Raw genomic sequence first — 18,164 nt, forward strand, 5'->3', positions numbered from 1 at the left:
AGATCGAAGACGGGCGGGAGCGCCCCTGCCCGCCTTTGCCTAATCCCTCAGCCGTTTTCGCGCAGGATATGGCCCGCCAGATAGAGCGATCCGCAGATCAGAACCCGCGCGGAGGGATCTTTGGCGATGATTGCCTGCAGCGCCGACAAGGCATCTTCGGCCCGGGTCGCGGTGATGCCGACGGATTGCGCCGCCGCCTCGGTTTCCTCAGCGCTCAGCGTCGCCGCCTCGCCGGGGATGGAGATGGCCGTTAGGCTCTCCACATGGGGCGCGAGCGGTGCCATGTAGCCAGTCACATCCTTGGTGTTCAGCATGCCGCAGATCAGATGCGTTGGCCGTTTCGGCAGCCCCGCCAGCACATCCGCCAGCGCATGACCAGCCGCCGCGTTATGCCCGCCGTCCAGCCAGAGTTCGGCGCCCGCGGCAGCCTCTACCAGAGGACCGGTCTTCAGCCGCTGCATCCGGGCAGGCCATTCAGCCCGCGCCATCGCCGCCTCACAAGCCACCTCATCCGCGCCGAGGTGGCGCAGGGCGGCCAGAGCCATTCCCGCGTTCTGCACCTGATGCGCGCCGATCAGCGCGGGCATCGGCAGGTCCAGCAGCCCGGTTTCATCCTGAAAGATCAGCCGCCCGCGTTCCTCATAGACATGCCAGTGCTGTCCATGGGCGATCAGCGGCGCGCCAAGGCGAGCGGCGACATCCTCGATCACCTCCATCGCCTCATCCTCCTGCGGACCGACGACCACCGGTACGCCGCGCTTGATGATGCCTGCCTTTTCGCCCGCGATCTTGGCCAGGGTATTGCCAAGGAACTGTTCGTGATCGATCGACACAGGCGTGATCACCGACAGGGCGGGTTTTTCAATCACGTTGGTGGCATCCAGCCGCCCGCCAAGTCCGACTTCGAGCAGCGTGTAATCCGCAGGAGTGCGGGCAAAGGCCAGCAGCGCAGCGCAGGTGGTGATCTCGAAATAGGTGATATTCTCACCGCCATTCTTGGCATAGCACTCGTCGAGCACCTCAGTCAGATGCGCCTCCGAGATCAGTTCTCCGGCCAGACGGATCCGTTCGTGAAACCGCGCCAGATGCGGCGAGGTATAGGCATGCACCGATTTTCCGGCCCCTTCGAGGCCCGCACGGATCATCGCCTGGGTCGAACCCTTCCCATTGGTGCCTGCGATATGGATCACCGGCGGCAGCCTGTCCTGCGGGTTATCCAGCGCCGCCAGCAGCCGCCAGACCCGGTCCAGCGTCAGGTCGATGATCTTGGGGTGCAGCGCCATCATGCGATCGAGGATGGCGTCGGAACTCGCTTTGGTCATGGGTGGCTCCCGAACCGGATCTGATGAAAAAGCCCGCCCGCCGGATCAGGCAGACGGGCGCGGCAAAGCACCCAGCGCGGGCGCTTCTTTCTATGACAGGGCTATTTGCTATCGGCCTCTGCGGCTGCGGCAGATCCCGCGTCGTTTTCGACCTCTGGCGCAGGCAACTCTTCGGCAACCGGTTCCGGCGCAGGCAGATCGCCGTGCACCTGCGGTGGCATGCTCATCAACATGCGGACGATGGTGATCAGTTCCTCACGCAGTTCGGTGCGCGGGGTCACCCGGTCCAGCATGCCGTGATCAAGCAGGTATTCCGCGCGCTGGAACCCTTCGGGCAGTTTTTCGCGGATGGTCTGCTCGATCACCCGGGGGCCTGCAAAACAAATCAGCGCATTGGGTTCGGAGATCTGCACATCGCCCAGCATCGCATAGGAGGCCGTCACACCGCCGGTGGTGGGATGGGTCAGAACGACGATATAGGGCAGGCCTGCCTCTTTCAGCATCTGCACCGCCACGGTGGTGCGCGGCATCTGCATCAGCGACAGGATGCCTTCCTGCATGCGGGCACCGCCTGCGGCAGAGAACAGGATAAGCGGCCGGTGCAGCTTTACCGCTTCTTCGGCGGCGGCAATGATCGCATTGCCCACATACATGCCCATGGAGCCGCCCATGAAGGAAAAGTCCTGCGCCACCGCCACGATGGGCGTACGGCCCATTTCACCAGCAGCGACCAGCATGGCTTCTTTTTCGCCGGTTTTCTTCTGCGCCGCCTTCATGCGGTCTGGGTATTTCTTCTGGTCGCGGAACTTTAGCGGGTCTGCCAGCGGCTCGGGCACCTCGACCTCGCTGAACACACCACCGTCGAACAGGGCCGTGAACCGGTCCCGCGGGGTGATGTGCATGTGATGGCCGCAGTTGGTGCAGACGTTCAGATTGTCCTTCAACTCGCGGTGAAACAGCATGGTGCCGCACTCATCGCACTTGGTCCACAGGTTCTCTGGGACTTCGCGGCGCGAGAAGATCGAGTTGATCCGCGGCCGGACGTAGTTGGTGATCCAGTTCATATCGTGCCTCTGTAGGGGCTGTTTGGCCCCTCAGATAAGACTCATTGCGCACAAATGCAATCAGCGGCGTATCGCAAGCCGCGCCGTGAGCCATGTCACCAGCATCATGGCAAAGTCGACCGCCAGCCAGGGGCGCAGCGCAGCGCCATCGGACATTTCATAGGGCATCAGGTAGAGCGACAGTCCATACAGACTGGTGGGAGAGGCAAAGACCAGAAGCGCGGTGACGTTGTTGAAGAAATGCACCGCGATGGCAGGTCCCAATGTGCCCGCCCGCGCGGTCAGATCCGCCATCATGCAGCCGAACACCCCGGCCCAGAGGGTGATCAAAAGCGCATTCTCTCCGGCCTCGGCCGGCAGGTAATGGCCCAGCGCGAACAGGGCCGACGGGCCAAGGATCCAGACCGCCGGGCTTTTGAAGCGCGCCGCAAGCCCCTGCTGGATATAGCCACGAAAGACGATTTCCTCGGCACTGGTCTGGATCAGCACCACCAGCAGCGACACCGGCAACAGCGACAGCCACAACCCCGGTTCCAGATTGGGCTGCAGCGGTTCCCCCATATCATAGGGCGGCAGCAGCGACAGGGCGATGCCCAGCGCCAGAAGGTACAGGCTAACCCGGATGAACTGCCGGACCAGCGGTCTCGGATGACCGACGACCGACAGGAAGGACCGATCCTGCAGCAGCCGCGCGCACAGCGCCACGCCCACGGTGATGAACAGGAACCCGCCCAGAAGCACCAGCATCGCCCCCGGCGTGCTGCCATCGCGCAGCCCCTGCAGCCAGACGCCGGGGAACAGCGCCGCCAGCAGCGGCAGCACTATCGAGGACAGGGCAAAGCTGATGAGGTAGATCAGAACCAGCCCAAGCCCCAGCCGCCACAGCTGCGGTTTCCTGCGGGCGCTGCGCACCAGCGCCTCATGGGCGGAATAATTCTGTCTATTCAGCATTCGGATCCGCATCCTTCAGAGGTCTGTCTTCACTGATCGTACCGCCCGTTTGGTGGGCAATGGACACCATTTTGTCCCGGGCAGTCGCCAGATTACCCGCCACCGTCTCTAACAAGCGCAGCGCGACGTTGATATCGCTTTCGATCACCGCGCGGTATTCCGCAGCACCGATGCGCAGGAAACGGCAATTCTCGGTAGCGCGCAGGTTCATGGTCCGCGGCTGATCCAGAATCACCGCTAGGTCCCCGATCAGCCGCCCCGGTTCGATCACCGTCACCGGCGGCGCCCCGGCGTGCGCATCGGGGAAGGTCAGATCGGCTCGGCCCGACAGGCACAGGTACACTGCATCACCGCTGTCGCCGTGGGAAAAAACCATCTCCCCGGCCGGAACCTCGTGCCAGCCAGCCGAAAATGCCAGAAGACGCTGGTTGCGCGCATCTAACTGCGAGAACAGCTCGGTTGCGGCAATGATATCGAACTTGGCAGAGAAATCGGCCGCGGCGGCGCCTTCCGGGCTGCCCAGTGGGCGCCGCTCGACCCCGTCGATCCGGCCATCGCGGATTTCGACATAAAGATCGTAGCGCTCCGGATGCTGGATGGTGTCTTCCATGAAGATCATCGTGGTCTGGGGCATCAGATCGCGCAGCTTTTCGCGTGTACGCAGCCGGTTTTCCGCCGTGTGGCTGGCCAGCACCTTGTCCAGGATCAGAATGTCCGGCCGTTTGATCGCGGCCCGGGTAAAGGCGGCCCGTTCCTGAAACACCGGCTCCAGCAGCGATCCGCCCAGTCCGGTCGGCAGATCGTAAAGGATCAACGCCAGCCGTTTGCGCAGCCCGTGGGTATCCAGCACCTCGGCCACCAGCGATTCAACCTGCGCTGCCCGCGCCCCAGCCCGCAGCGAGATCTTGCCGAAGAGAGCATTTTCAAGAACCGTCAGCCGCGGAAAGTAGGATTTCGGATCCAGAGGTCGGAACAAGCCGCCGGTCTGGGCGATCAACTGCGCCGCATGACTCTGGCGGATTTTCAGGATACGCTCCTTGAACCCGGCCGGTAGCCCGCTGCCGATCTGCTCTTCGGTCAAAAGGAACGGCACCGTCATCAGCAGCGCCTGCTCTGCCTCGGGCAGATCATCAGCCCCCTGCGCGGCATAGCGTTCGGCAGCGCTGCAAATCCGGCGATAAAGATCTTCTTCAAGGCCAAGCCGCTGGAACAGCGGGTGATCGATATCTTCGCGTCCAAAGGTCTTGATCAGGGTTTCCACCACGCCAAGACCGATCCCCATGGTTTCCCCGGTCAACCCTTGCTCACGCACCAGTCGCAGCAACAGCCCGTCCGGTGCCAGCAATTCTTCGACCGGGATGTCGCGCGACGGCGCCGCAAACAAAAGGTTGCCCGCCAGTGGCATGGCAGGGTTGAACCGCTCGGGATCGAAATGGTGGACGGCATCATCCAGACCTTCGGCCTCCAACCGTTCACGGATCAGCGGGCGCAGGCGGATGATATGCTGCACCAGCGCTGGGTGGGTGCCATCCTGGAACCGCGCGTGCAGGGTGCGCTGGAACAACTGCTCGTCGATGCCCATTGCCTCGATCAGTTGGAACCACCAATCGCGCACATCGCCTTCGGATCCCAGCCCTGCCAATTCGGGATTGACCCAATCCGCCTCCAGAAGATCGCCACTGTTGCCTGCGCGCTTGGATTCGACCTGTTTGCGAAGGGTGGCCTGATCCCGGCTGCTCTTGCCCGGGCGGCTGCGCAGCGGCATCAGCACGTTGTCGCCAAGTGATCCGGAAAACAGATAGGGATGCGAATAGGCATAGCCGATCCGGGCCGCGATCACCCCCTGATGCAGGCTGTCGAGCCGGTGCCCCGCGACCTGAATGCTGCCCTGCGACGGCAAGGTTTCACGGACCAGCAACTGGCCGAACGCCGCGCGCTCTGCGTCACTGGTGCTTTTGACCGCAACGCGGGCGCCCGCCGGAATGGTCAGCGAAATATCCTGCAGGACCACCGTCCCGTCGGCATCGCGCACCGAGACATTGCGCAACTCGATATCGCCGCGCAGATGCGGGATCTCGCTCGGCTCGCCTTCGATCAGCTCGGCATCGATCATGCCGCGCGGCGCGAACCGCTCCAGCATGATTTTCCAGCGCAGACTCATGTCCTGCACCTGATTGTAATAGGTCAGCAGTTCCTTCCACGGGGCCGACAGATCCTTGTAAGCGGCCAGCGCCGCCACCAGCGCGCCCACCGTGATATCGCCCCGGATCGCCAGCACCCCGCCGGCCGAATAAAACACGAAGGGTGTCATATGGCCGATCAGGTTGTTGAGGAACTTCATGAAGTATTTTTTGGTGTAGATCCGGCGGCGGATCTCGAACAGACGCCCCAGCCGGTCCGACACTTGCGCCATCCGGTAACGCCAGCCGCCATTGGCGCGCAGATCGCTCATCCCGGCGGCGGTTTCTCCGATTTCCGAGGCCAGCATCCGCACCTCCTGGATGCGGTCCTTGTTCAACAGGTTGATCTGCCGCTGCAACATCGGGATCAGCCAGGCCTGCAGCGGGATCAGCGCGATCGAGACCAGCCCGAACCAAACACTTTGCATGAACAGAAAGGCCACGATGGTCAGCATCTGCCCCAGCTGGAACACCGGCTGCGCCACCGCATCCCCCATCAACCCGCCCATGGGTTCGCTTTCGGAAGTGATCATCGACACCAGCTCACCCTGGCTGGTGGTGCGGAAATAGGGTTTCGGGAACCGCAGCATCCGGTTGATCAGCGTGTAGCGCAGCCGCCGCAGCAGGCGTTCGGCCACGATCCCCTTCAGCGTGTTGAGCCGCATCTTCATCATGCCGCCGATCACCACCGCTGCAAGGAAGCCAAAGCACAGGATCAGCAGGTATTCCACCTGCGCGATATCTTGGCCCCAGACCATGATGACAGGCGTTTCGGCCCCGATAGCGTCGTTGATGATCCGCTTGGGCAGCTCTAGCGAGGCGTAGAGAAACGGAAAGGTCAGGACCGTCAGCGCCAGCAAGACCAGCTGCTGACGGCGCGAATACGCCCAAATAAAAGAAAAGAGAGTCGCGGGCAGATCCTGCGGGCGCTTAAGCGGCCCGCTGCCCGCCCTCATGGGCGTCGGACGTTTCATCGTGATACCTGTGCCACGGCCGGGCCTGTGCCGGTCTGAAAGAATCCTGCGTAACTATGCATCTGGCTGCGCCTTGGCAAGGTACCCCTCGGGCGGGTGTTCACTCTTGTCGTAAGTGTTTCAGGCCTTTATCCCTTTTGTAAACGCAGGATAACGATAATCTGATGCCGGGGGGAGCAGGGGATCTGCGCGACAAAGCAATCATGACGGCTGTCACGGGCACGATCAGGACAATGTGCTCTGCGCGGCGGGACAGCATGCCCTGCGCGCAGCAGCGCCTACAACCCCGTCTGGGCATTGCTGCGCTTGGTCTCTGCGCCCTGCTCAGCGCCTGCGGCCAGGTGCCCGGCGGCGGATTTTCTTTTGCGGCGCCCGGTGGCACAGGTACGCCTTCCAGGCTGACAGAGGTTCGCATGCAGGGCGCCGAGGTGGTGCTTGCGGCGCCACGAGGTTATTGCTTTGACCCCAAGATGCTGCGGCGCGACGCGGCAGACGGGTTTGCCCTGCTGCCGCGCTGTGACCTGCTGGGCGGGCCCGGTTTCTTTGGCAGTCGCAACGCGGGCGTTATCACCGCCACTTTTGGAGAACTTCCGGCCAAGGGCAGAGTGCCATCGGTCTCCGATCTGGCAGCCAGCACGCCCGGCGCCCATATCGTCGCCCGCCGCGAGAATGGCCCGTTGCCACTGGTTAAATTGGATATGCCGGGACACAGCGCCGCCGGAGCCAGCCCCGAACATTGGCGCGGCGCCATGGTGCTGGAGGGTCACGTGATCGTGCTGGCGCTTTATGCCCCGGCAAAAAGCCCCTTGCTGACCGAGCGCGGCGCCGCGCTGCTGGAGCAGATGGCGGAGCTGACACGGGAAGCATCGCGACCAGAACCCGCCCCCGAGGAAGTCGCACAACGCGCCCCGGCAGATCGCAGCCCCCGCCGCACCGCCTCAGGCGCATTGCGTCCCCTCGCCCGCCCTGATGCCCGGACCGGTCATGCAGGCGCGCCCGAAGGTGACAGTGGCGGAAAACTCTCTCTAAGAAAGCGGATTGCCGGTTTATTTGACTGATGTTGCAGGGCTAGATTGGCGCAGGCACCAACCGCAACACCACCACGGCAACGATAAAGGCAGGGCAACCGAAGTCATGAGCAGGATCCTGGACAAACTGCTGCACCGCCGCGCCTTGCGCCGTTGGCGCCGGATCGTTGCAGGAGCTGGCAGCATTCCCCTGACCGAATTGCGCCGCCAACGCACAGAGGCGCGGCAACTCAAGACCGAGCTGGACCAGCTGATCCATGTTGCGGACGGACGTCTCGCCCTGCCCCAGATCGGCTCCTCCTCCTTTGCGCGCCCGCATGGCACCGATTGGTCCTGGCGCCCCGAACCCTGGCGCGGGCCGCTGCCGGTCGCTGGTCTGTCTTCGGTCCCGTCCAAGGCCAAGCTGGGCGAGGATGTGCAGATGTTCCACGATTGCAGCTATTCCGAGCTGACCCTGCGCCAGCTGCGTAACACCCGTGAAGAGGACCTCGCGCCCTTTGGCCTGCGTATGGATGTGTTCAGTTTCGATGGTTCCTTCCTGTCACTGGTGATCGCCCTGCCCAAGGACGCGGGCAGCGGGCTGACCCGGCAGCATCTGATCCGGGTCGACAGCATCATCGAAACCGAGAAGCCGCTGGAGATCTTTGCCCGGCTCAACATCAGCCATGGCCCCAATACCGAACAGATCGTGCGGGAACTGCCGCTGGGCGACCGCAAGGTGACGGTCGAGTACGATCTTGCCTATTCCAACCTCAACGAAAAGCGCATCGAGAATATCTGGCTGGACCTGATTTTCGAAGCACCGGACATGAACCAGGTGGTCTTGCGCGACCTGACTTTTGCGCGCCACCGCCGCGCCAACCTGTGAGGACCCGTGACATGAGCGACCTGACCGTCACCAAGATCCGCTTTCGCAATGGCAAATGGGAAGGCCGGATCAGCAACGCCCCCGTCACGGGAACACCGCCGGACATCCGGGTTCTGTATCTGGATCAGCCGGTTGAACAGGTCGCACTTAGCGAAGGCAGCCGCGACAGCGAATGGGAGCTGATCATCACCGTACCTACCGAAGCCATCGCCGATGGGGTGCACAGCTTCGTCATCACCGACGCGGCGGCGGACCAGACGCTGGCGCATTTCACCCTGATCGGCGGTGATGTGGCAGCCGAGGATATGCGCTGCGAAGTGGAGCTGCTCCGGGCCGAGCTTGATATGCTGAAACGCGCCTTTCGGCGTCACTGCGTGGAAACCGCCTGAGGCCGTGCACGCTTTGCAAGGTCGGCTTCGATTTCAATGAGCCGCTGTTTGCGCCACAATCCGCCGCCATAGCCAGTCAAGTTGCCATCCGCCGAAAGCACCCGGTGACAGGGCACCACCAGCGCCAGCTGGTTGCTGCCATTGGCCCGCGCCACCGCGCGGCTGGACGAAGGGCGGCCAAGCTCCTGCGCAATCTGGGAATAGCTGCGGGTCTCTCCTGCCGGAATGGCCCTTAGGTAATCCCAGACCTCGCGATGAAAGGCGCTTCCATGCAACGCAATCGGCGTTTCAAACCGGGCGCTATCACCGCTGAAATAGCGCTGCAGTTCTTCAGCGACCTGCTGGGTGGGCGCAGGCCGTCCAAAGCCGATGCCGCCGGGTTGCGAGGATTGCAAGCGTGCCATTTCCCGCGGCAGCGCCTTGCGGTCGGCAAATTCCAGCAGATGCAACCGGTGCGGACAGCTGACCGCGATCATCGCGCCCAGCGGCGTGTCGATCCAATCCGCCAGCAGCAGCGCGTCCTGCCGGAAGCTGCCCGGCGCCAGCCCGGTCAGCCGGGCAAAGGCCGCGCGAAAGGCTGAAGGGGACTCGAACCCCGCTTCGATCTGGGCGGCAATCACCGGCTCTCCGGCCTTGAGCGTGGTAAACCCTTCGCGCAGGCGTCGCTGGCGGGCCATTTCCAGGAAGGTCATCCCGAAATGGCGCCGGAAACTGCGCCGCACGGTAGAGGGATCAAACCCCATGCGCGCCACATCCGCTTCGCGCCAACGATAGGCGGGGCGCTTCTCCAGCGCCGCCAGAAGCTGCTGCACCATCGGATCCTCCCCGGCGGCCGCCGCCAGCGGCGTGCAGCGTTTGCAGGGACGGAACCCGGCCTCAATACAGGCGCCGGGTGTGGCGTGGAACTGGCAGTTCTCACGCTTTGGTTTACGCGCCGGGCAGCTGAGGCGGCAGAAGATCCCCGTCGAGGTCACGCCCACATAGGCGCGCCCTTCATAGGTTTCATCACGCGCCAGCAGCGCCGCATAAAGCGTTTCGGAATCAGGCAGGTCGAACATCATACCCTACCCTAACGCAGACCGGTCCCGGCTGCCGCCGGTTTCCGGGCATCTCTTCTCATCAAGTGCAAGGAAACGGAGGATACCAGCCTCTCTCCTGAATCGCGCACCTCTGGCCTGAGCACACGGAGAATCGGCCCGTGATATTGAATAACAGTTGAGCGCACACTTATTTTATAAGGAGTACGGGAATACCGACTGGATCCCCGGCAAAGCCTGTGCCTGGCCAGACGGTGAACGGCTGATGGTCATAAGATGCAGAGGCAAGACCATGCTGCCTGCATAAGGAGGAAAGTGACATGAAACTTTTGGCGACAGCAGCGACAGCTGTTCTGATGGCATCTCAGGCATTTGCCGGTTCATACGAAACAAGATGCGAAACCCAGATGGTGCCGTATCAGGAGACCGTCAAAGGCGGCAGTCCCGAAAAGGTCATTGGCGGGGCGATTGTTGGCGGCGTGATCGGCAAGGTGGTGACCGACAAGAATGCCGGCGCTGCCGTCGGCGCAATTGTTGGCGGCGCCATCGCCAATGAAACCAGCAAGAACACCGTCACCAGATACAGAGAAGTCGAGACCTGCACCAACGTATTCATTCCGGACCGCATCACCGATGACGCGCAGCTTCAGAAGGTCTTGCTGGATCTGAACGACGGCAAACCCGTGAGCAAGGAAATGACCATGGACGCGCAATACACGATTGGCGTGGCCTACGATGGCAAATGGGGGCCGAAGTCTCAGCTGGCGGCAGAGAAATATCTGGCAAACCTTGCGCCCGACGCGCCGCTCTATTCGCTGGTAGTCAATGACGTGGTCATCGTCAGTTCAGCCGACATCAATGCAATCGACGAGATCAGGGCAGCCCTGCTTGAGGCTGGTGTTGCTTCGCAGATCTTCACCGATTTGAAGTGACGCCCTGACAGCGGACGGGTTCAGCCCCCGATACCATACATCCGGTCTCAGGGGCCTACGCCTGCATAACAAAACCATTGAAAAAGGCCGCCCCGGATGGAGCGGCCTTTGGACAATCAGGTGGATTTTGGGATCAGTCGTTCGGACCCAGCGCCGACAGACCTTTTAGGATGTCAATGGCATAGGCCAGCTGATAATCCTGTTCGCGCAGCTCGGCGGCCTTTTCGGCCTTGGCGCGGTCTTCTTCGATCTGACGGATTTCATCCTCGGTCAGGCTGTCGTTGTTGAGACGCCCGCGCAGGTCCGCTTCGGAGCGGGAGCGGTTTGCAACCGAGCTTTCCTCTTCTTCCTCGCCAACACGACGGCGAGGCTGCTCGACCACGATGTCGGGGCTGACGCCCAACGCCTGGATCGACCGGCCCGACGGCGTGTAATAGCGTGCAGTGGTCAGGCGCATGGCGCCATCGCCCCGCAGCGGCATCACGGTCTGAACCGAGCCTTTACCGAAGGATTTGGTACCCACCACAATGGCGCGGCGGTGATCCTGCAAGGCACCTGCAACGATTTCCGAGGCAGAGGCAGAGCCGCCGTTGATCAGTACCACGATCGGCTTGCCACCCGACAGATCGCCGGGCGTCGCGTTGAAGCGTTCGCCATCTTCCGGGTTGCGGCCACGGGTCGACACGATCTCTCCGGTTTCAAGGAAGCTGTCGGCCACCTGGATCGCCTCGGTCAGAAGGCCGCCCGGGTTGTTGCGCAGATCCAGAACGATGCCGTTCACATTGTCGATGCCACCGGCGGCTTCGATCTGCTCTTTCAGACCGGATTCCAAGTTCGGCGTGGTCTGACGGTTGAAGGTGGTGATCCGCATCACGACAGTGTCGCCTTCGGTGCGGGCACGCACGGCGGTCAGTTTGATGGTGTCGCGGATGATCGACACGTCAAAGGGTTCCGCCTCACCTTCGCGCACCACTGTGATGATGATCTCGGAGCCGACCGGGCCGCGCATCATTTCCACCGCTTCGTCCAGCGACAGGCCGAGGACGCTTTCGCCATCCACGTGGGTGATGAAATCGCCCGCTTCGATCCCAGCCTCATCGGCGGGGGTGCCATCGATGGGCGAGACAACCTTGACGAAGCCCTCTTCCTGGGTGACCTCGATGCCGAGACCGCCGAATTCACCGCGCGTCTGCACCTGCATATTGGCGGCGTCGTCGGGCGACAGGTAGCTGGAGTGCGGATCCAGCGAGGAGAGCATGCCGCCAATGGCAGCTTCGATCAGCTCTTTCTCGTCGACCTCTTCGACATATTGGGAGCGGATCCGTTCAAAGATGTCACCGAACAGGTCCAGCTGTTCATAGACCGTTGTCTCGCGGGCGCTTTCCTGCGCCAGCAGCGGGCCTGCGACATAGGTTGTTGCAACGATCCCTGCCAGCGTGCCGCCAAATGCGGCCATCGCAAATTTTTTCATGAAACCTTCATCCACCTTTTCCGGTGCGGAACCACGTTTCCGGGTCCACCGGACTGTTGTCCATTCTGACTTCTATATAGAGCGTTTCTGTGCGGTCAGTTCCACCCCCTTCACCGCTTAGTGACAAAATCGCACCAGCCTGCGGGGTCTGACCGCCCATCAAACCCACCGGGGTGCCTTCGGGAATGACCTGACCGGCAGTGCCATAGACCTCTGCCAGCCCTGACAGGATAAACAGCGTGTCCGGCTGCGGTTCCAGAATCACCACGTTACCCAGATCCAGCAGTGGCCCGCGATAGCGGATCGTCGCCGCCGTGGGGCTGGTCACCAATGCCCTTGGTCGGGCCGCAACCAGAAGGCCCGGACGGGCAATCCCGGCGGCATCGCGGTCGCCATAGCCGCGCAGCACCAGCCCTTCGACCGGCAACGGCAGATCGCCGCGCAGATCGCTGATGTCGGCGCGGCTTTCGATCACCGCACCATCGGCAATTTCCGACAGCCCGCTGGCAAAGCCGGACAGTGTCTCGGTCGAGGAGATCAGCACCGCCGTGCGCATCGGATCCTCGGTAAACCGCCGTGGCAGATCGGTGCGGTCGGCAATCGCGGTCGAAAGCGCGGTGCGCGCCTCCTGGATGCCGCTCAGCCCCTCTTCCAGCTTGCCCGCCGCTGCCTGCTGCAACAGGCGCAGGGTCTGCACCTCTTCCAGATCCGCGCGCAGCGTCTCGGCCCGCGCGTTGAGCCCCGGTGCAACCTCGGCCAGCATCATCGCCGAGCGCGCCGCCCCCAAAGGCCCCGACGGATGCAGCATCAGTACCGGCGGTGAGGAGGTTTCAATGGTCTGGATGACCCCCAACAGCTCGGCAATTTCGCCTTCGCGCGACTGCAATTGCGCGGTGAGCTGGGTTTCCCGCCGTGCCACGCCGCGCAGCCCGTCCCGCATAGCAGCCAGACCGGCTTCATAGGCGTGGATCGTCTCGCTCAGCGCCTTGACCCGGTCGCGGGCGCCATCGGCCTGTTCCATCCGCAGCGTTGCTGCCTCCAGCTGGGCGGCGGCCTCCCGCGCGGCGCGGGCAGCTGCCGTCTCGGCGCGCAAAGGTGCGGCCATCAGCAGGCACAGGGCCAGCCCCGGGATCAGGCGAAAGGCACGGTCAATCATGCAAGCAGGCTCTCTCCGGTCATCTCATCCGGTTTCGGCAGGCCCATCAGCTCCAGCAGCGTCGGCGCCAGATCCGCCAGCCGCCCATTGCGCAGCTTGGCGCCTTCGGGGCCGCCAACCAGCGCCAGCGGCACCAGATTGGTGGTATGAGCAGTGTGGGCGCCGCCGGTTTCCGGGTCAATCATCACTTCGCAATTGCCGTGGTCCGCAGTCACCAGCATGGCGCCGCCCGCCTTTTCCAGCGCTGCGACGACCTTGGCCAGCCCCTGATCCACCGCCTCGCAGGCCTTGATCGCCGCCGGAATATCGCCAGTGTGGCCGACCATATCCGGGTTGGCGTAATTGGTGACGATCAGGTCATAGCCCTTCTCGATCGCCTCAACGAATTTCTCGGTCACCTCAGGCGCCGACATTTCGGGTTGAAGGTCATAGGTCGCGACCTTGGGCGATTTCGGCATGTAACGGTCCTCGCCCACCTCCGGCTCTTCCTTGCCGCCATTGAGGAAGAAGGTCACATGCGGGTATTTCTCGGTCTCGGCCAAGCGGAACTGGGTGAGTCCCTGTTTCGCAACCCATTCCCCCAGCGTATTGACGATGGGCGCCTTGGGATAGCAGGTGGTCATATAGGCGTTATGTCCTTCGGAGTATTCCACCATTCCCAGCAGCCCGGCCCACTGCGGACGCGGGCCGGTGTCGAAATCGGCAAAGCCCGGCTCGCCGATAGCGCGCAGGATCTCACGCGCGCGGTCGGCGCGGAAGTTGAGACAGAAGAAGCCATCCCCATCCTGTGCGCCCGTGTAGCCCGACACCACGCTGGCGCTAATGAATTCATCAGTTTCCGACTGGTTATAGCCGTGATCCACCGCGTCGTGGGCATCGCGCACCGCACGGCCCTCGCCATTGATCATCGCATCATAGGCTTCCTTGACGCGTTCCCAGCGGTTGTCGCGGTCCATGGCATAATAGCGCCCCGTGACCGTGGCCACGCGGGCACCTTCGGGCATCTTTTCCTTCAGTTCCTCGAAATAACCAAAGGCCGATTTCGGGGCCACGTCACGGCCGTCGGTCACAGCGTGCAGCCAGACCGGAACCCCTGCGTCGCGGATCGCTTTGATCGCCGCCAGGATATGGGTGATATGCCCGTGCACACCCCCGTCCGAGACCAGCCCCATCAGATGCGCGGCGCCGCCGGTTTTCTTCAGCTTGGCGATAAACTCCTGCAAGGCAGCATTGTCAAAGAAAGAACCATCCTCGATGGCAAGGTCGATCTGGCCAAGATCCATTGCCACCACCCGGCCGGCGCCGATATTGGTGTGGCCGACCTCGGAGTTGCCCATCTGCCCCGAAGGCAAGCCCACATCCGGCCCATGGGTGATCAGCCGCGCGGTGGGGCCTTTTTCCATGATCGCATCAAAAGTCGGCGTCTTGGCCAGATAGGGCGCGTTCGCCACCCCCGGCTCCCCGGCGCCCCAGCCATCAAGAATACAGAGTACGACAGGTTTGGGGACAACGGGTTTCGGTCTGCTCATCGGTTCATCTCCGCCATGGTCGGGCTGTGTCAGCGTTGAGAGGCCTTCTACAGGCTTGGCGCGAAATGCGAAACCGCCGTTAGCGCCAGATGTGGCAATGGGCGCAGGTAGACATAAGGGCCGCGCCCGACCCTGGGTGGGTGCAAAGCGCCCTCCCACGGGGGAGGGTCGGGCGCGGCCCGGCGGTGCCGGACCAAGCTGTCCTTACCCCTCTGGCGTCAGCAGATGCCGCAGCAGCGCGACGGGATGGGCACGCAAAGACAGGCGCAGGGCGACGTAATCCTCCACCACCTCTTCGCCCAGGGTCATCTGCGGCAGGTGGGCGGTGGGTTCATCAATGGCCTCGCCTTCCAACTCGCGCTCGAACAGCGGCAGGGGTTTCTTTGCGGTGATCGCCTTGGCCTGCCACAACGCCTCACGGCGCGACAACCCCAGCACGGCAAAGGCATCGGCCTCGGCCAGTCGTTCGATCACCGGCGGCGGCAGGCCCGCCTTACGCCAGACGTCCTGCACCTCGGTATAGCCATTGCCGCGCGCCGCCGTGAGCCAGCTGACGTCCTCATCGCTCAGCCCCTTGATCTGCCGGAAGCCAAGGCGCAGCGCCAGCCCGCCCTGTCCGTCCGGCTCCATCACGTTGTCCCAGTAGCTGGCGTTGATGCAGATGGGGCGCACCTCCACCCCATGGGCGCGGGCGTCCCGCACGATCTGCGCAGGCGCATAAAACCCCATCGGCTGCGAATTGAGCAGAGCGCAGGCAAAGATCCCCGGATGGTGGCATTTGATCCAGGCCGAGGCATAGACCAAGAGCGCGAAACTGGCAGCGTGGCTTTCGGGAAAACCATAGGCACCAAAGCCCTCGATCTGGGAAAAGCAGCGTTCGGAAAACTCCGCATCATAGCCATTGCGCGCCATGCCGCGCAGGAACAGGCTGCGGAACTCGGACACATTGCCATGCTTGTTGAAGGTCGCCAGCGAACGGCGCAACCGGTCGGCTTGTTCAGGGGTGAAGCCCGCCCCCACCATGGCGATCTGCATCGCCTGCTCCTGAAACAGCGGCACGCCCATGGTCTTGCCCAGCACCTCACCCAACGCATCGGAAGGGAACTCCACCGGCTCCTCGCCATTGCGGCGACGGATATAGGGATGCACCATATCGCCCTGAATGGGGCCGGGGCGGATGATCGCCACCTCGATCACCAGATCGTAGAAATTGCGCGGCCGCATGCGGGGCAGGAAATTCATCTGTGCCCGGCTTTCGACCTGAAAAACGCCGATACTGTCAGCCCGGCACAGCATGTCGTAGACCGCCGGATCCTCGGGCGGCAGCGTCGCCAGCGCGTAGTCCAACCGGTGATGCTGCCGCATCAGGTCAAAGGCCTTGCGGATGCAGGTCAGCATGCCAAGGCTCAGCACATCGACCTTGAGAATGCCCAGCGCGTCAATATCGTCCTTGTCCCAGCAAATGACCGTGCGCCCCTCCATGGTAGCGTTCTCGATCGGCACCAGTTCATCCAGTCGGCCCGCGGTGATGATGAATCCGCCGACATGTTGGCTAAGGTGCCGCGGAAAGCCGATGATCTGCCCCACCAGATCTAGCGTCTGGCGCAGGCGGGGCGCGTCGGGATCCAGTCCGATCTCGCGCAGGCGGGCATCGCCGCCGCCGCTGCGGTCAAAACTGCCCCACAGCTGCGAGGACATGGCAGCAATGGTATCTTCGCTCAGCCCCATGGCGCGGCCCACCTCGCGGATGGCGCGCTTGCCCCGGTAATGGATCACCGTCGCGCAGAGCCCCGCCCGGTGGCGACCATAGCGGTCATAGATCCACTGGATCACCTCCTCGCGGCGCTCATGCTCAAAATCCACATCGATATCCGGCGGCTCATCGCGGGCCTCGGAGACAAAGCGCTCAAACACCATGGTGCCGGTTTCCGGGCTGACCGAGGTGACGCCCAGGCAATAACACACCACCGAATTCGCCGCCGAGCCACGCCCCTGACACAGGATCCCGCGGGAGCGCGCGAAATCGACGATGTCGCGCACAGTCAGGAAATAAGGCTCGTATTTCAAACGGGCGATCAGGGTCAGCTCATGCTCCAGCATGTCGCGCACCTTTGGCGGCGCGCCTGCGGGATAGCGCCAGATCAGCCCCTCTTCTGCCAGACGGCGCAGACGCGCGGACGGGGTTTCACCCTCCAGCCCCTCATCCGGGTAGTCATAGCGCAGCTCATCCAGCGAGAACGTGAGCCGCGCTGCGAGATCCTGCGCCCGGGTCAGCGCCCCCTCATGCCCGCGAAAGATCCGCTGCATCTCATGCGGTGCGCGCAGGCGCTGTTCGCCATTGGCAAGAGCAGCGCGGCCCAGATCCTCGACCCGGCAGCGCAGGCGAATGGCGCTAAGGACATCCGCAAGACGGCGGCGCGCGCCGTGGTGCATACGTGGGGCGGCGCTGGCAATCGTGGGTAGGTTCAGCGCATTTGCCTGCTCCTCCAGCCTGGCAAAGCGACGCCCGTCCCGCCCATCATAAGCAGGCGCCATCATCAGATGCACCCGCCCGGCAAAGCGGCGCGTCAGCGCCTCCATATGCGGCGCCCATCCGCCCGCGCCGCCCGGCAGGTGTTCCGCCGGTGGCAGAAGCAGCAGGTGCAACCGCTCGCCCTGCTCCAGAAGATCAGCCAGTTCCAGATGACAGGCACCTTTCTCGGCCCGCAACCGCCCAGCCGAGATCAGCCGACACAGGCTCCCCCAGCCCATGCGATCCTCTGGCAAGGCGATCAGCGGCGGCGCATTGGCGAACACCAGCCGCGCGGCCGGGATCAGCCGAGGCACTGCATAGATCGGAAAAGACGGCGCTGGCGGCACATCCGCAGGCCGGGGCGGTCCGATCAGCGCATTGTCCCGGTCCCAGGCCTGCCGCTCTGCCACACGCCGGGCAATATCGCGGCAGTGACTGTGCGCGCGCACGATCCCGGCCACCGAGTTCTCGTCCGCAATGGCCAGCGCCTCAATCCCCAACGCCACCGCACGCTCCACGTACTCCTCCGGGTGCGACGCCCCGGTGAGAAAGGTGAAGTTGGACAGAATCGCGAATTCAGCAGACATGCCTCCAGTATATATTCACGTTTTGTTCTTATTTCGAGTCACCCATTCCGCCACAAGGTGCCGCCCCGCGGATCCCGCCCGAAGGGGGATCCGCGCCACGCCCAACCGGGAAAATCCGGCCCTGCCGGTTTTAAAACGGGCGGGGGCCTCTGCCTGCTTTCCCC

The 18,164-nt window shown here is 63.2% G+C and carries 13 protein-coding genes; 4 read left to right on the forward strand and 9 right to left on the reverse strand.

Going from position 1 to position 18,164, the window contains the following annotated elements; genetic code table 11:
• Window positions 1-47 precede the first annotated feature (47 nt).
• The 4 genes from JL2886_RS08655 to JL2886_RS08670 form a co-directional block, all read right to left on the reverse strand.
• Window positions 48-1,322, reverse strand: coding sequence for a bifunctional folylpolyglutamate synthase/dihydrofolate synthase (locus tag JL2886_RS08655; protein ID WP_065271642.1), 1,275 nt, complete (start codon window positions 1,320-1,322; stop codon window positions 48-50).
• A gap of 101 nt (window positions 1,323-1,423) precedes the next feature.
• Window positions 1,424-2,386 (reverse strand): acetyl-CoA carboxylase, carboxyltransferase subunit beta, encoded by a 963-nt coding sequence (gene accD, locus JL2886_RS08660; RefSeq protein ID WP_065271643.1) that lies wholly within the window; start codon window positions 2,384-2,386, stop codon window positions 1,424-1,426.
• A 60-nt stretch (window positions 2,387-2,446) separates the two neighbouring features.
• Window positions 2,447-3,337 (reverse strand): CPBP family intramembrane glutamic endopeptidase, encoded by an 891-nt coding sequence (locus tag JL2886_RS08665; RefSeq protein WP_065271644.1) that lies wholly within the window; start codon window positions 3,335-3,337, stop codon window positions 2,447-2,449.
• Window positions 3,327-6,473: an ABC transporter transmembrane domain-containing protein gene (locus JL2886_RS08670; protein ID WP_065271645.1), complete on the reverse strand. Its 3,147-nt coding sequence runs from the start codon at window positions 6,471-6,473 to the stop codon at window positions 3,327-3,329. The genes JL2886_RS08665 and JL2886_RS08670 overlap by 11 nt, the downstream gene beginning before the upstream one ends.
• 431 nt (window positions 6,474-6,904) lie before the next feature.
• On the opposite strand from JL2886_RS08670, the gene JL2886_RS08675 reads away from it, so the two are divergent.
• From JL2886_RS08675 to JL2886_RS08685, 3 genes are all read left to right on the forward strand, one after another.
• Window positions 6,905-7,549, forward strand: coding sequence for a hypothetical protein (locus JL2886_RS08675; RefSeq protein ID WP_133245388.1), 645 nt, complete (start codon window positions 6,905-6,907; stop codon window positions 7,547-7,549).
• Between the two features lie 76 nt (window positions 7,550-7,625).
• Complete coding sequence (locus JL2886_RS08680) at window positions 7,626-8,387, forward strand: DUF6478 family protein (protein ID WP_065271647.1); 762 nt, start codon at window positions 7,626-7,628, stop codon at window positions 8,385-8,387.
• An 11-nt stretch (window positions 8,388-8,398) separates the two neighbouring features.
• A complete protein-coding gene (locus JL2886_RS08685; RefSeq protein ID WP_065271648.1) occupies window positions 8,399-8,776 on the forward strand; it encodes a hypothetical protein in 378 nt (125 codons plus the stop codon).
• On the opposite strand, the gene JL2886_RS08690 is transcribed toward JL2886_RS08685, so the two are convergent.
• Window positions 8,755-9,837: a bifunctional transcriptional activator/DNA repair enzyme AdaA gene (locus JL2886_RS08690; RefSeq protein ID WP_065271649.1), complete on the reverse strand. Its 1,083-nt coding sequence runs from the start codon at window positions 9,835-9,837 to the stop codon at window positions 8,755-8,757. The two genes, JL2886_RS08685 and JL2886_RS08690, sit on opposite strands and share 22 nt — an antisense overlap.
• Before the next feature lie 296 nt (window positions 9,838-10,133).
• On the opposite strand from JL2886_RS08690, the gene JL2886_RS08695 reads away from it, so the two are divergent.
• Window positions 10,134-10,745 carry a glycine zipper 2TM domain-containing protein gene (locus JL2886_RS08695; RefSeq protein WP_116560363.1) on the forward strand — a complete coding sequence of 204 codons (612 nt, stop codon included), beginning with the start codon at window positions 10,134-10,136 and terminating at the stop codon, window positions 10,743-10,745.
• 133 nt (window positions 10,746-10,878) lie between these two features.
• Here the strand turns inward: JL2886_RS08695 and JL2886_RS08700 are convergent, their stop codons facing one another.
• From JL2886_RS08700 to JL2886_RS08715, 4 genes are all read right to left on the reverse strand, one after another.
• Window positions 10,879-12,216, reverse strand: coding sequence for a S41 family peptidase (locus JL2886_RS08700; protein WP_065273605.1), 1,338 nt, complete (start codon window positions 12,214-12,216; stop codon window positions 10,879-10,881).
• Between the two features lie 7 nt (window positions 12,217-12,223).
• On the reverse strand, window positions 12,224-13,372 hold the full coding sequence (locus tag JL2886_RS08705; protein ID WP_065271651.1) for a murein hydrolase activator EnvC family protein: 1,149 nt from the start codon (window positions 13,370-13,372) through the stop codon (window positions 12,224-12,226).
• A complete protein-coding gene (gpmI, locus tag JL2886_RS08710) occupies window positions 13,369-14,901 on the reverse strand; it encodes a 2,3-bisphosphoglycerate-independent phosphoglycerate mutase (protein ID WP_065271652.1) in 1,533 nt (510 codons plus the stop codon). The genes JL2886_RS08705 and gpmI overlap by 4 nt, the downstream gene beginning before the upstream one ends.
• A 204-nt stretch (window positions 14,902-15,105) precedes the next feature.
• Window positions 15,106-18,000: an error-prone DNA polymerase gene (locus tag JL2886_RS08715; protein ID WP_065271653.1), complete on the reverse strand. Its 2,895-nt coding sequence runs from the start codon at window positions 17,998-18,000 to the stop codon at window positions 15,106-15,108.
• Window positions 18,001-18,164 lie beyond the last annotated feature (164 nt).

Source organism: Phaeobacter gallaeciensis (assembly GCF_001678945.1).
In the GTDB taxonomy this organism is placed as follows: domain Bacteria; phylum Pseudomonadota; class Alphaproteobacteria; order Rhodobacterales; family Rhodobacteraceae; genus Phycobacter; species Phycobacter gallaeciensis_A.

Excerpts from the sequence above, each read along its gene's own strand:
- JL2886_RS08655 (WP_065271642.1), bottom strand. The coding sequence starts at position 1,322 with ATGACCAAAGCGAGTTCCGACGCCATCCTCGATCGCATGATGGCGCTG.
- accD (WP_065271643.1), bottom strand. The coding sequence starts at position 2,386 with ATGAACTGGATCACCAACTACGTCCGGCCGCGGATCAACTCGATCTTC.
- JL2886_RS08665 (WP_065271644.1), bottom strand. The coding sequence starts at position 3,337 with ATGCTGAATAGACAGAATTATTCCGCCCATGAGGCGCTGGTGCGCAGC.
- JL2886_RS08670 (WP_065271645.1), bottom strand. The coding sequence starts at position 6,473 with ATGAGGGCGGGCAGCGGGCCGCTTAAGCGCCCGCAGGATCTGCCCGCG.
- JL2886_RS08675 (WP_133245388.1), top strand. The coding sequence starts at position 6,905 with ATGCAGGGCGCCGAGGTGGTGCTTGCGGCGCCACGAGGTTATTGCTTT.
- JL2886_RS08680 (WP_065271647.1), top strand. The coding sequence starts at position 7,626 with ATGAGCAGGATCCTGGACAAACTGCTGCACCGCCGCGCCTTGCGCCGT.
- JL2886_RS08685 (WP_065271648.1), top strand. The coding sequence starts at position 8,399 with ATGAGCGACCTGACCGTCACCAAGATCCGCTTTCGCAATGGCAAATGG.
- JL2886_RS08690 (WP_065271649.1), bottom strand. The coding sequence starts at position 9,837 with ATGATGTTCGACCTGCCTGATTCCGAAACGCTTTATGCGGCGCTGCTG.
- JL2886_RS08695 (WP_116560363.1), top strand. The coding sequence starts at position 10,134 with ATGAAACTTTTGGCGACAGCAGCGACAGCTGTTCTGATGGCATCTCAG.
- JL2886_RS08700 (WP_065273605.1), bottom strand. The coding sequence starts at position 12,216 with ATGAAAAAATTTGCGATGGCCGCATTTGGCGGCACGCTGGCAGGGATC.
- JL2886_RS08705 (WP_065271651.1), bottom strand. The coding sequence starts at position 13,372 with ATGATTGACCGTGCCTTTCGCCTGATCCCGGGGCTGGCCCTGTGCCTG.
- gpmI (WP_065271652.1), bottom strand. The coding sequence starts at position 14,901 with ATGAGCAGACCGAAACCCGTTGTCCCCAAACCTGTCGTACTCTGTATT.
- JL2886_RS08715 (WP_065271653.1), bottom strand. The coding sequence starts at position 18,000 with ATGTCTGCTGAATTCGCGATTCTGTCCAACTTCACCTTTCTCACCGGG.